The sequence below is a fragment of the Streptomyces sp. AgN23 genome, assembly GCF_001598115.1.
Classification (GTDB): domain Bacteria; phylum Actinomycetota; class Actinomycetes; order Streptomycetales; family Streptomycetaceae; genus Streptomyces; species Streptomyces antimycoticus.
Map to the genome: position 1 here is coordinate 7,846,790 of NZ_CP007153.1, position 13,089 is coordinate 7,859,878.

Below are 13,089 nucleotides of genomic sequence, written 5' to 3' on the forward strand. Positions count from 1 at the left end.
TCGGAGGTGTGGCGAGTGTGGTGGTGCGACGGCCCGCGCCGCCGCGCCGCCGCTCACTGTGGGCCCCCGGGGTTGGCACGAGGTTGGCACGGGCGGGTACGCCTCGTCCCCAGCACGCCGGTTTCGCGGCTCACCGCGGTGACCGCGCCGCCGGCCGCTGAGGGCGATCGGTGACCGGACCGGACGCGAGCCCCGGGGAACGGCCGGCGCCGCGGTCAGTCGCGCAGCGCCGTGCTCAGCCGCCCGGCCACGATCGCGCGGCGCGGGTCACCCCGGCCGAGCACGCGCAGCGCGTGCTCGTGCACCTCCGCGTCGTACGGGGCACGCTCGCCGTAGCGCAGGGCGTGCTCCGGGTGGGCGCTCGCCAGCACCGCCTCTCGGACGGCCACTTCCAGGTGCGTACGCCACTCCTCGATGCCGGGCGCCGCTGAGCGGGGAAGCAGGGGGCCGCGGTAGAGGCGCAGAGCGGTTTCCACGTCACCGTTCTCCAGGGCGCGCAACACGTCCACGGCGTCGCAGGACACGGGCGTGGTCAGCGCGTAGCGGCGGGTGGTGATGCCGCCTCCGAGGGCTCGGCGCAGATGGGAGATCTCCGCCTTGAACGTGGAGGCGCTGACGGGCCGGTCACCGTACAGGGCCTCACGCAGCCGCCCCGATGGGAATCCGTCCGGTTCGAGAGCGAGCAGGGTCAGGATCTCCAGCTGCCGGGGTCGCACCCGAAGGGGCCGCCCCTCACACAGGGCCTGGTCCGTACCCAGGCAGGTCAGGTGTACCTGGCCCGGAGTGCCGTGGGCCTGACGGGGCGGCTCGGCGCGGAGCCGGGCCTCGATGGCGGACACCAGCGAGCGCACGGTGGACATGGCCAGGGGGTTCGAGCGGTCCCATGTGGTGGACATGTCCAGGACACCGAGTTTCCTCTCCGCGCGGTGGACCGCGCGTGCTGCGTCGGCTGCTCCGTCGCCGGCGGCGCGGATGTCCGGGTGGAGCACGGACGTGCCGGACGATTGCGGCGTTGCTCACCCTCCGTCGAACGCACGGCGGCGCGATACCGGCCACTCGGACGGTGGCTGGACGCGGAAGGAGGGGACGCGACCTGGCCGATCGGTAGGGGCGAGCGCCGCTGACCAGCGGTGGACGGGACGTACCTGTCCGACCGGGCAGGGCGAGGAGGGCCGGAAGCAGGGCGAGACGCGGGGCCGCCCGGCCTAACGTCGAGTGGTGTCCGGCCCGGATGCCGTGGTCCGGAATCCCTCTCTTGCCCCTATCGCCTTTTGCTCCAGGAGGAGTGCCATGCACGCAGTGCAGGACGAGACCCGTTCCGCCCACCGGGCAGCCGAGGCAGCCGAGGCAGCCGAGGCCGCCGTGGACGATGTGGCCGAGGAGGTCCTCGTCGAGGAGGTCTCCATCGACGGCATGTGCGGCGTCTACTGAGCCGGCCGCCATGCCCGCCCCCTTCGACGCGGCCCGGCCCTACCGGCTGAGCCCTGGTGTGGCGTTGCGCCCCGAGCCGTTCGGGGCGCTGGCCTACCACTTCGGCAACCGCCGGCTGTCGTTCCTCAAGGCGCCCGAACTCGTCCAGCTCGTCAGTGAGCTGGACCAGCACGCCAGCGTCCGGGAGGCGCTGGCCGGCGTGCCCGAGCGGCACCGGGACGCCTTCCGGCGTGCGCTGGTCTCGCTGGCCGCCGCCGACATGATCATCCCTCAGTGACTTCAGCGAAGCGGAGCCGCAGCCGTGACCGACACCCGAGAAGCCGCGCCCGTACCAGCCCTCGTCGAGCAGTTCAAGGGCGGGTTGCACGCCCCGATCTGCCTGACGTGGGAGTGGACGTACGCGTGCAACCTCTCCTGTGTGCACTGTCTGTCCTCCTCCGGACGGCGCGACCCGGCGGAACTGTCGACGGACGAGATCAAGTCCGTGATCGACGAGTTGCAGCGCATCCAGGTGTTCTACGTCAACGTCGGCGGAGGCGAGCCCACGGTCCGCCCCGACTTCTGGGAGCTGCTGGACTACGCGATCGCCCACCAGGTCGGCGTGAAGTTCTCCACCAATGGGCTGCGGCTGACCGAGGAGCGGGCGCGGCGGCTGGCCGCTACGGACTACGTCGACGTCCAGATCTCCCTCGACGGCGCCACCCGCGAGGTGAACGACGCGGTGCGCGGCCGGGGATCGTACGACATGGCGGTGCGGGCGATGGAGAATCTCGCCGCCGCGGGCTTCACCGGCTTCAAGCTGTCGGTGGTGATGACCCGGCAGAACATCGCGCAACTGGATGACTTCGCGGCCCTGGCCGACCGCTACGGCGCACAGCTGCGCATCACGCGGCTCCGGCCCTCCGGCCGCGGCGCCGATGTCTGGGACGAACTGCACCCCACCGCCCTTCAGCAGCGCGAGCTGTATGCCTGGCTCGTCGGCCACGGCGAGAAGGTGCTGACCGGTGACTCCTTCTTCCACCTCAACGCACTGGGATCGGACCCCCTGCCCGGTCTGAACCTGTGCGGAGCCGGGCGTGTGGTCTGCCTGATCGATCCGGTGGGCGACGTGTACGCCTGCCCGTTCGCCATCCACGACGCCTTCAAGGCGGGCAACGTGCGTACCCCGGGTGGTTTCGAGAGGGTGTGGCGCGACTCAGAGCTCTTCGCCGAGCTGCGCCGGCCCGCCTCCGGTGGTGCCTGCTCGGGCTGTTCGGCGTACGACGCCTGCCAGGGCGGCTGCATGGCCGCGAAATTCTTCACGGGCCTGCCGCTGGACGGCCCGGACCCGGAGTGCGTCAAGGGCCACGGCGCCACCGCCCTCGCGGCCACCGATCGCTCCGCGCTTCCGCCCCAGGGCAACGACCACTCGCACCGCACCGTGCCACTGGGCATGCCCGCCGTCCGGACCCTCCGCCCCGACCGCTTCTGCGACGAGAGTCCGCTGGCCGGCGTCGACCTGGGCGGTGCCCGCGCCGTACACGACGAGAGAGGAACGTCATGAGCAAGTGGATCGAGACGGTCGCCGAGGCACAGCGGCTGGCGAGGAAGCGGCTGCCGAAGTCCGTCTACAGCGCGCTGCTCGCCGGCTCGGAGAAGGGCGTCTCCTATGACGACAACACCACCGCCTTCGCCGAGCTGGGCTTCGCCCCGCACGTGGCCGGACTGTCGGCCAAGCGCGACCTGGCGACGACCGTCATGGGACAGCAGATCGCCCTGCCGGTGATCATCTCCCCGACGGGCGTACAGGCCGTCCACCCGGACGGAGAGGTGGCCGTCGCCCGTGCCGCGGCGGCGCGCGGCACCGCGATCGGGCTCAGCTCCTTCGCCAGCAAGCCGCTGCCCGACGTCGTGGCCGCGAATCCGCGGACCTTCTTCCAGATGTACTGGATGGACTCCAAGGACGCGATGCGGCGGAGGGTCAGTTACGCCCGCGAGGCCGGGGCCAAGGGGCTCATCGTCACCCTGGACTGGTCCTTCTCCTACGGACGCGACTGGGGCAGCCCGAAGATACCCGAGCGGCTGGACCTGAAGGCCATGGCGCGGTTCGCACCGGAGGCGCTGACTCGCCCGCGCTGGCTGTGGGAATTCGTCAAGTCCCGCGCCCTTCCGGACCTGACCACCCCGAACCTCGCCGAGTCCGGCCATGACGCGCCCACGTTCTTCGGCGCGTACGGCGCGTGGATGCGGACTCCGCCGCCTTCCTGGGACGACGTGCGCTGGCTGCGCGAGCAGTGGGACGGGCCGTTCCTCCTCAAGGGCGTCTGCCGGGTGGACGACGCCCGGCGCGCGGTCGACGCCGGGGTCACCGCGATCTCGGTGTCCAACCACGGCGGCAACAACCTCGACGCCACCCCGGCGCCGATCCGAGCCCTGCCCGCCATCGCGGACGCGGTCGGCGACCAGGTCGAACTGCTGCTGGACGGCGGTGTCCGGCGCGGCAGCGACGTGGTCAAGGCCCTGGCCCTGGGCGCCAGGGCCGTGATGATCGGTCGCGCCTACCTGTGGGGTCTGGCGGCGGGCGGCCAGGCCGGCGTGGAGAACGTCCTCGACATCCTCAGCCGCGGTATCGACTCCGCCCTGCTCGGCCTCGGACGGTCCTCCGTCCACGAACCGACCCCCGACGACCTGGTGGTGCCGCCCGGGTTCACCCGCACCCTGGGCGCGGTCTGACATGGCACCCCCTCCCGCCCCGGTCGCGAGGGCGTGGCCGCGGCGCCGGACGACAGCCCGGCTCGCCGACCTGACCTGGCCGGACCTGGACGACCGTCGCCCCCTGGTGCTGCTGCCGCTCGGCTCCTGCGAACAGCACGGCCCGCATCTCCCGCTCGACACCGACACGGCGGTCGCCTCCGCGGTCGCCGAGCGAGCCGCCGCCCGGCTGCATGGCCCCCTGGACGTGCTGGTCGCGCCCCCGCAGATGTACGCGGCCAGCGGCGAGCACGAGGGCTTCCCCGGCACCGTGTCCGTCGGGCACACCGCGCTGCGCCTGCTCGTCACGGAGATCGGCCGTTCGATGCTCCGCTGGGCCGGACGCCTGCTGGTGGTCAACGGGCACGGTTCCAACCTGACCAGCCTCTCCGCGGCGGTCGTCGGCCTGCGCGAAGAGGAACGGGACGTGGCCTGGTGGCCGTGCGCCCCGGAGGCCTCCGACGCCCACGCCGGCCGGACCGAGACCTCCATGATGCTGCGGCTGCGGCACCCGGCCGTCCGCGGTGAACGGGCCGTCGCGGGCCCCACCGACCCCGTCCACCTGCTGATGGACCGCCTTGTCACCGAGTCCGTCCGCGGGGTCAGCCCGTCCGGCGTCCTGGGCGACCCATCCGGGGCCCGCGCGAGCGAGGGCGAACGGCTCCTCGACCGCATGGCGGATCGCCTCGCCGAGGACATCCGTGCTTGGCGGGTCTCGGAGCGGGGCCGGCTCGGCCTTCCCGAGCGGCGGCCGCTCATCGCCCATGCGGGGGGTGGACGATGACCGGCCACCGGGTCGCCCTGGTCACCGGCGCGGCCCGGGGCATAGGAGCCGCGACCGTACGGCGCCTGGCGCGCACCGGTTGGGCGGTGGTCGCCGTGGACCGCTGCGCCGACGATCCCGACGTGCCCTACCCGCTGGCCGGACCCGGCCGACTGGACGCCCTGGCAGCTGAGTTCCCCCTGGTGCGCACCGTCCGGGCGGACGTCCGCGACACGGCCGCGCTGCGGAACGCCGTGGAGCTGGCCGAGGGCGAGTTCGGCGGGCTCGACGCCGCCGTGGCCGCGGCGGCGGTCATGCTCGGTGGCGGCCCGGTGTGGGAGCAGACCGACGCGCAGTGGCGGACGCTGCTCGATGTGGACGTGCTGGGTGTGGCCAACCTCGCCCGTGCCGCGGTGCCCGCCCTGCTGCGCCGGCCGCGGCCCCGCAGCGGCCGGTTCGTCGCCCTCGCCTCGGCCGCCGCGCACCGCGGACTGTGGGGTCTGGGCGCCTACTGCGCCGCCAAGCACGCCGTGGTCGGTCTGGTCCGCGGCCTCGCCTGTGATCTGCGGGACACGGGGGTGAACGCGGTCGGCGTGTCGCCCGGTTCCACGCGCACCGACATGCTGCGGGCCACGGCCGACCTCTACGAGCTGACGGAGGTCGACAAGCTCGCCGAGCAGCAGCTCTCCGGGCGCCCTCTGGAGCCGGAGGAGGTGGCCGCGGTGGTGGCCTGGGCCTGCTCGGCCGACTCCTTCGCCATCACCGGCTCGGTACTCCACGCCGACGGGGGGTTCACCGCATGACATGGTTCCCGCGGGACGCGGACACGTCCCGTTCCGGATGGCAGGTGAGGACATCCCGGCTCGTGACGCACGCGGGCGGCATCCTGTCCGGCGGGCACGGGCGTACGTCCCGGTTCGCCGGGCACGCGGGGCCGCCACCGCGGCCCGGCACGCTGCCGTCACCGCCGCCGGACCGGCTCCCCGACGGGTTCGCGGTCGAACTCGCCGCCACCACCCACCGGTCCCGCGACGGCCACCTCATGCTCGGCGGCTCCCCTCCGCGGCTGCTGCGTCTCGGCGCTGCCGCCGTCCGGCTGCTGGAGGACGGCGGATTCGTGGTGACGGATGACGCGAGCGCCGCGCTCGCCCGTCGGCTCCTGGACGCGGGCCTGGTCCACCCCCGCCCCCCGCTGTCCCCGGTCCACGACACCACGGTCGCCATTCCGATCCGTGATCGGGCCGACCAGCTCGACGCACTGCTGACCGCCTTGCGCGCCGACCCGTCCACGTCCACCCTGCCGGTCCTGGTGGTGGACGACGGCTCCCAGGACCCGGACGCCCTCGCCCGCGTGGCTCGGCGGCACGGCGCCCGGTTGCTCGCGCACCCGCGCAACCTCGGGCCGGCCGCCGCCCGCAACACCGCACTGCGCGAGGCCGAAACGGCGTACGTGGCGTTCTGCGACTCCGATGTCATACCCGAACCGGGGTGGCTCGCCGCACTGCTGGCGCACTTCGGCGACCCCGCGGTGGCTCTCGCCGCCCCCCGGATCGTCGCCCTGCCCCCCGCCGCCCCCCGGGCGCTCGACCGCTATGAGCAGGTCCGCTCGCCACTGGACATGGGGTCGCGGGAGGGACCGGTCGTACCGGTGTCGATGCTGTCCTACGTGCCGAGCGCGACCATCGTGGTGCGCCGGTCGGCCGTCGGCGCCGGATTCGCCCCCGGCATGCGGGTGGGGGAGGACGTGGACCTGTGCATGCGGCTCCACGAGGCGGGCTGGCGACTGCGCTATGTCCCCTCTGTGCGCGTGGCCCACCGGCACCGCACCGACCTGCGCGGCTGGCTCGCCCAGCGGGCCGGATACGGCACCGGCGCGGCCGACCTGGCCCTGCGCCACCCCGGCCGGGTGCCGCCGCTGTACGCCGCCCCCTGGTCGCTCGCCGCCTGCGCCCTGCTCCTGCGCGGCAGGCCGGCGCCGGCGGCCACGGCGCTGGCCCTGACCGCGCTGACCGCCGTGCGGGTGGCCCGGCGGATGCCGGACGCCGACCACCCCGTACGGGCCGGGACCCTGCTGTCGCTGGCCGCGCTGCGAGGCACCGCCGAGCAACTGCTGCGCTGCGCCACCCGGCACCACTGGCCGGTCGCCGTGGCCGCCGCGGCCGTCAGCCGCCGTGCCCGCTACGCCCTCGCGACGGCGGCCGTTGCCGAGGGGCTGGCCGACCACTACCGCTCCCGCAGCTCTCTCGGCCCGCTCACCCACACGGCGATCCGCCGTCTGGACGACCTCGCCTATGGCTGGGGTGTGTGGCAGGGCGCGCTCCGCCGCCGTACCGCGGCACCGTTGCTGCCACGCCTCGCCCTGCCCGCACGCGGTGGCGCGGCGAAGCGCCCCTGGGAGCCCCGCCCCCTCACGCCAACCTCGCACCAACCCGCCACGGCCACCGTGGAGACCTGGTGACGGGCGTGTCGTCCGGCTCGCCGCGAGCCGCCCGTCACCCACCACCCGCACCTCAGGAGGAACCAGCATGACCCCGCGCTCCGATCTCCGCTCCGCGCCCGGCAGCCCGTTCGCGGGAGCGGAAGGGACTCCGTCCCGCCCACCCGAGCCGGCGGCGGCCGAACGCCTGGCGTTCTGGGCGCGGGAGGCCGGAAACCTGGACTGGGAGACCCCGTGGTCCCAGGTCCTGGACTGGACGGACGCGCCCTTCGCCCGCTGGTTCACCGGCGGGCGTCTGAACGTCGCCCACAACTGCGTCGACCGCCACGTCGAGGCCGGTCACGGCGATCAGGTCGCCTTCCACTGGGAGGGCGAGCCGGGCGACACCCGGACCATCACCTACGCGGATCTGAAGCGCGAGGTGTGCAAGACGGCCAACGCCCTGCTCTCGCTGGGGCTCTCGACCGGTGACCGGGTCGCCATCCAGCTGCCGATGATCCCCGAGGCGGTGTTCGCCATGTTGGCCTGCGCCCGGCTCGGGCTGCCGCACAGCGTGGTCTTCGGCGGCTTCTCGCCGGCCGCCCTGCGGTCACGCATCGAGGACGCCGGGGCCCGCCTCCTGATCACGTCGGACGGCCAGTACCGCCGGGGCCGGGCCGAGCCCCTGAAGGCGAACACCGATGAGGCGACCCGGCACACGCCGAGCGTCGAACACGTCCTGGTGGTCCGCCGCACCGGAACCGAGGTGCCCTGGACCGAGGGCCGCGACCTGTGGTGGCACGACCTGGTCGATGCCCAGCCGGACGAGCACAGGCCGGAGTCCTTCGACGCCGAGCACCCGCTGTTCATCCTCTACACCTCGGGGACGACCGGAAAGCCGAAGGGCATCCTGCACACCTCCGGCGGCTACCTCACCCAGGTCGCGTACACCCACCGCACCGCCTTCGACCTCGCCCCGGACACCGACGTCTACTGGTGCACCGCCGACATCGGATGGATCACCGGTCACTCCTACATCGTCTATGGGCCGCTCGCCAACCGTGCCACGTCAGTGATGTACGAGGGCACGCCCAACACCCCGCACCAGGGACGGCACTTCGAGATCATCGAGCGGTTCGGGGTGTCGGTCTACTACACCGCTCCCACCCTCATCCGCACGTTCATGAAGTGGGGCGAGCACATCCCGGCCCGCTACGACCTGTCGTCGATCCGCGTGCTCGGCAGCGTCGGCGAGCCGATCAACCCCGAGGCGTGGCGCTGGTACCGCACGCACCTCGGCGCCGAGCAGGCGCCGATCGTGGACACGTGGTGGCAGACCGAGACCGGCGCGGTCATGATCGCGCCCGTGCCGGGAGCCGCCCCTGCCAAGCCGGGCTCGGCGCAGCAGCCGGTGCCGGGCATCTCGGCCAAAGTGGTCGACGACCAGGGCGCTGAGGTCGGCCGGGGCGAGCGCGGCTACCTGGTGCTCGATCAGCCCTGGCCGTCCATGCTGCGCGGCGTCTGGGGCGACGACGAGCGGTACCGCGAGACCTACTGGGCCCGCTTCGCTCATCTCGGCTACTACTTCGCCGGCGACGGCGCCCGCTACGACGAGGACGGCGACATCTGGCTGCTGGGGCGCGTGGACGATGTCATGAACGTCTCCGGGCACCGCATCTCCACCGCCGAGGTCGAGTCGGCACTCGTGTCCTACCCCGCGGTCGCCGAGGCCGCGGTGGTGGGGGCGTCGGACACGACGACCGGGCAGGCCATCGTCGCCTTCGTGATCCTGCGCGGCGGCGTGGTCCGTTCCGCGGGGGACGTGACCGCGGCCCTGCGTGAGCACGTGGCCCGGGAGATAGGGCCCATCGCCAAGCCCCGCCAGATCATGGTCGTCCCCGAGCTGCCCAAGACCCGGTCCGGGAAGATCATGCGGCGGCTGCTGCGCGATGTCGCGGAGAAGCGCGAGGTCGGCGACGTCACGACGCTCGCCGACAGCTCGGTGATGGACCTCATCAACGCCGGGCTCGCCGACAGCCGCCCGCAGGCCGACTGACGGCGGACCGTGGCACACCGAGGACCGGCCCCGGTGCTCCGGCGACCCGGGGGCGTACCCGGACCTCGTGCACGGTCCGGTACGCGTACTGACCGATCAGTCCGCAGGACCGCGCTGTGCCGCCCGACCCCCGGGCGAGGCCAACCGACACGGCCCCCGTCCCTCGACGTACTCATCACCCCGCCCCGCACAGGGCGACGACTGGAAGGCGCACCCCCTGATGCGACTCGTCCTCATCGGCCCTCCCGGAGCGGGAAAGGGCACCCAGGCCGCACTTCTCGGCAGCCGGTTCGGCATCCCGCACATCTCCACCGGGGATCTGTTCAGGGAGAACGTGACCCGCGGGACGCGACTGGGGCAGCAGGCCCGGCGATACCTGGACGCGGGCGAACTCGTCCCCGACCACGTCACTGGCGGCATGGTCCGCCGACGCCTGGAGGAACCTGATGCCCGGCGTGGCTTCCTGCTCGACGGCTTCCCCCGCACCATCGAGCAGGCGCGGGTGCTCGCCACCATCCTGGCCCGTACCGGAGCGGACCTGGACGCCGTCCTCGAGTTGGACGCTCCCGAAGACGTCGTGGTGGAACGTCTGCGCGGCCGCGGCCGGTCCGACGACACCGAGGAGATCATCCGGCATCGCCAGCGGGTCTACCGTCGACAGACGGCCTCTCTCCTCGCCCACTACGCGGACATCACGGTGACCGTGCGCGCCGTCGGGACCGTCGAGGAGGTCGCCGACAGGGCCTTGGCGGCTCTCGCGGAGCCGTCCGACCAAGAATCCGAGCTTCCGCAGGGCCTTTGAGGGCCCCGTCGACGGAGTCAGCCCGCTCCATGGCCATTCAGGACGGGATGTCCTGCTCGGCCCAGATGATTTTGCCGTTGGCGGTGTACCGGGTGCCCCAGCGCTGGGCGAGCTGGGCCACCAGGAACAGGCCGCGTCCGCCTTCGTCGGTGGTGGCGGCATGGCGTAGGTGGGGGGAGGTGCTGCTGGCGTCGGAGACTTCGCAGATCAGGCTATCGGCACGGAGCATGCGTACGCGCAGGGGGCCGGTCGCGTAGCGAATGGCGTTGGTGATCAGTTCGCTGAGGATCAGTTCCGTGGTGAACTGCAGCTCTTCCAGGTCCCAGTCGGCCAGTTGCCGGGTGACGGCGGTGCGCGTGGTGGAGACGATTTCCGGGGCGGAAGGCAGCTCCCAGGCTGCGATCTGGCGCGTGTCGAGTCTGCGGGTGCGGGCGACGAGCAGGGTGACATCGTCCTGCGGACGAATGGGGAGCATGGCGTCCATGACTGCCTGACAGGTCGCTTCCGGCGGCCGCTGCGGGTGGGCCAGGGCCTGGCTCAGGCGCTCGACTCCGGCGTCGATGTCACGGCGGTGGTCCTGGAGCAGGCCGTCGCTGTAGAGCACCAGTTGGCTGCCGGTGGGCAGTTCGCGTTCGGCCACTTGGAAGGGCAGCCCGCCAAGGCCCAGAGGCGGTCCGGGGGGCAGTTCGGCGAGAGTGACGTGTCCGTCGGGGGTGACCAGGGCGGGAGGGGGATGGCCGGCGCGGGCCATCCTGCACTGGCCCGAGCTGGGATCGTAGATGGCGTACAGGCAGCTGCTGCCGGTGATGCCGTGGCCGCCGCCGGATGTGAGCGCGTCGTTGTCGAGGCGGATGACCAAGTCGTCGAGCTGGGTGAGCAGTTCGTCCGGGGGCAGGTCCAGGGCGGCGAAGTTGTGGATGGCGGTGCGGAGCCGGCCCATGGTGGCGGCGGCCTGGATGCCGTGGCCGACGACGTCGCCGACGACCAGGGCGACCCGGGCACCGGACAGCGGGATGACGTCGAACCAGTCGCCGCTGACGCCTTCGAGCGCGGGCAGGTAGCGGTACGCGGCCTCCACCGCGCCCTGCTGGGGGAGACCTTGGGGGAGCAGGCTGCGCTGCAGGGCAACGGCCATGGCGTGTTCGCGGGTGTAGCGTCGAGCATTGTCGATGCAGACTGCGGCGTGGGCGACGAGCTCCTCCGCGAGCGACAGGTCGTCGTTCTCGAACGGGTCCGGTTTCTCCGATCGGTAGAACGTGACCAGGCCCAAAACGGTGCCCGAGGACCGAAGAGGGACCGTCATCAGGGAGTGGATGCCCTGCCCGACAAGCAGCTTCTCGCCGCGGACCGGATCCTGGGCCAGCCAGCCGGGGGCGAGGGTGAGGTCCGGTTCGAGGATCGACTGCCCAGTGGTGAGGCATCGCCCCTGGGGAGTCGCCGGCACGAACTCGAACTGTGTGTCCAGGTGGTAGAAGGGGCAGTCGGCCCGGATACTGCCCACGGCCATGCGGCGCAGTGGACCGCCGGCCTTGGCCGCTTCTTCCCAGCTCAGCACCGACTGCAGCAGATCCACTGTGACGAAGTCGGCGAGTTGCGGCACCGCCACGTCAGCCAGTTCCGCAGCGGTTCGAGCGATGTCCAGGGTGGTGCCGATGCGCACGCCGCCTTCGCTCAGCAATTGCAGTCGCCGCCGCGTCTGCATGGCGAATCGACCCACCGTCGGCTCCCCGACGAGAAGCAGATGCCCTGCTTCGCCGCGGCCCGGTCCCGGTGTCTCGGCGGCCTCGGATGACTTGGGCGTTCCGGCGGGCTCGGGTCCGGGGCGCTGTGGACTCCAGAGCGCGGGCTCGGCCGATTCCTGCTCCGCGAGGGGCGGAAGCCGGGTGCTGTGTCCGGATGCGGGAGGCAGGAGTGCCTCGACGGCGGCTCCGCTGATTCCCGAAGGGGTTGTCACCGGCCGGCACAGCAGCATCGCTGTCCGCCCGGTGGACAGGATGACCTCGGCGGTGGCGACCACGCCGAAGGAGAGCAGCTCAGTGGCCTTTTCCCGCAGGATCCCCTGGTCCCGCCGGCTCAGTCCGCTGTCGCCCAGCGCGTCCGCCCCCTCCAAGCCGTCGCCCGTGACCGCGACGGCCGTGCAGCCACGACGCTTGGCCTGCAGGTATGCCTGAAGCACGGCGCGTTCCCGCTGCGAGCAGGTGTCGAGGATCTGCCGCTCGATGGAGTTGCGCGCTTTCTGTATGAAAGTTTCCATCATCGGACGCGCGTCCGACGCCCGGCACGTGAGGTTGACAGCGCCGTCGATGCGGCCGCTGAGCGGGTTGAGCACGGGAGCGGCGAAGCACGCGAACGCCTGCAGGCACTCCGCGAAGTGCTCCGACCCTCGCACGTGATGCAGCCTGCGTTCGGCGAGTGCGGTCCCCAGGCCGCAGGTGCCCGCCAGCCGCTCGGCGTACCGGAAACCAGGGAGGAGCTGGATGTCGTCGAGGAGCTGGTCAAGTGAGCGGTCTCCGGTGCGCCGGACGAGCACCGTTCCGTCACCGTCCGTGATGATCAGGCTCACCTGGGTGTCCAGGAAAGTCGCCTCGACGTGGTCCAGGACGGGCAGGGCCGCACGGACCAGGGGGGACTCCAGATCGAGGTTCGCGTCGTAGGGCAGCTCGAAACGGTCCGGGCGGAGCCCGAGGTCACGGCAGCGCTGCCACGACTGCAAGATCGGCGCCCGCACGCCTTCCTCGACAAGGTCACCCGAGGCGAAGCGCTCGCGCGCCCGTGCCATCGGATCGTTTCGCCGTGCCCAGTACTCGACCACCCCCGACTACCTCCTCGCCGAACCCCCCACAGGCGCCACTGTAACTTTGGTGCGCTTTCTGTGTAAAGAGTACATTTCG

General features: G+C 72.4%; 11 protein-coding genes. 9 read left to right on the forward strand and 2 right to left on the reverse strand.

Translation table 11 applies throughout. The features are described from left to right. Nucleotides 1-215: 215 nt before the first annotated feature. Nucleotides 216-896 (reverse strand): helix-turn-helix domain-containing protein, encoded by a 681-nt coding sequence (locus tag AS97_RS34105; RefSeq protein ID WP_236670052.1) that lies wholly within the window; start codon nucleotides 894-896, stop codon nucleotides 216-218. 394 nt (nucleotides 897-1,290) lie between these two features. Here AS97_RS34105 and mftA point away from each other — a divergent pair, with 394 nt between their 5' ends. The 9 genes from mftA (at nucleotide 1,291) to AS97_RS34150 (ending at nucleotide 10,198) form a co-directional block, all read left to right on the forward strand. Continuing rightward, entirely contained in the window at nucleotides 1,291-1,431 is a 141-nt protein-coding gene (mftA, locus tag AS97_RS34110; protein WP_125759728.1) for a mycofactocin precursor MftA, read from the forward strand. 10 nt (nucleotides 1,432-1,441) lie between these two features. Beyond that, the gene (mftB, locus tag AS97_RS34115; RefSeq protein WP_059141818.1) at nucleotides 1,442-1,708 is read left to right on the forward strand and encodes a mycofactocin biosynthesis chaperone MftB; all 267 of its coding nucleotides are present in this window, start codon (nucleotides 1,442-1,444) and stop codon (nucleotides 1,706-1,708) included. A 24-nt stretch (nucleotides 1,709-1,732) separates the two neighbouring features. Continuing rightward, complete coding sequence (gene mftC / locus AS97_RS34120; protein WP_125759730.1) at nucleotides 1,733-2,974, forward strand: mycofactocin radical SAM maturase; 1,242 nt, start codon at nucleotides 1,733-1,735, stop codon at nucleotides 2,972-2,974. Then, entirely contained in the window at nucleotides 2,971-4,143 is a 1,173-nt protein-coding gene (gene mftD, locus AS97_RS34125; protein WP_059141820.1) for a pre-mycofactocin synthase MftD, read from the forward strand. The genes mftC and mftD overlap by 4 nt, the downstream gene beginning before the upstream one ends. 1 nt (nucleotide 4,144) lies before the next feature. After that, nucleotides 4,145-4,945: a mycofactocin biosynthesis peptidyl-dipeptidase MftE gene (mftE, locus tag AS97_RS34130; RefSeq protein ID WP_059141821.1), complete on the forward strand. Its 801-nt coding sequence runs from the start codon at nucleotides 4,145-4,147 to the stop codon at nucleotides 4,943-4,945. Continuing rightward, complete coding sequence (locus AS97_RS34135; RefSeq protein WP_059141822.1) at nucleotides 4,942-5,727, forward strand: mycofactocin-coupled SDR family oxidoreductase; 786 nt, start codon at nucleotides 4,942-4,944, stop codon at nucleotides 5,725-5,727. Before mftE ends, AS97_RS34135 begins: the two co-directional genes overlap by 4 nt. A gap of 62 nt (nucleotides 5,728-5,789) precedes the next feature. Next, on the forward strand, nucleotides 5,790-7,382 hold the full coding sequence (gene mftF / locus AS97_RS34140; protein ID WP_247204572.1) for a mycofactocin biosynthesis glycosyltransferase MftF: 1,593 nt from the start codon (nucleotides 5,790-5,792) through the stop codon (nucleotides 7,380-7,382). Nucleotides 7,383-7,449: 67 nt separating this feature from the next. Next, the gene (gene acs / locus AS97_RS34145; protein ID WP_210566199.1) at nucleotides 7,450-9,396 is read left to right on the forward strand and encodes an acetate--CoA ligase; all 1,947 of its coding nucleotides are present in this window, start codon (nucleotides 7,450-7,452) and stop codon (nucleotides 9,394-9,396) included. Between the two features lie 220 nt (nucleotides 9,397-9,616). Further along, complete coding sequence (locus AS97_RS34150) at nucleotides 9,617-10,198, forward strand: adenylate kinase (RefSeq protein WP_059141824.1); 582 nt, start codon at nucleotides 9,617-9,619, stop codon at nucleotides 10,196-10,198. A 37-nt stretch (nucleotides 10,199-10,235) separates the two neighbouring features. On the opposite strand, the gene AS97_RS34155 is transcribed toward AS97_RS34150, so the two are convergent. Beyond that, nucleotides 10,236-12,977, reverse strand: coding sequence for a SpoIIE family protein phosphatase (locus AS97_RS34155; protein WP_210566200.1), 2,742 nt, complete (start codon nucleotides 12,975-12,977; stop codon nucleotides 10,236-10,238). Nucleotides 12,978-13,089: the final 112 nt, after the last annotated feature.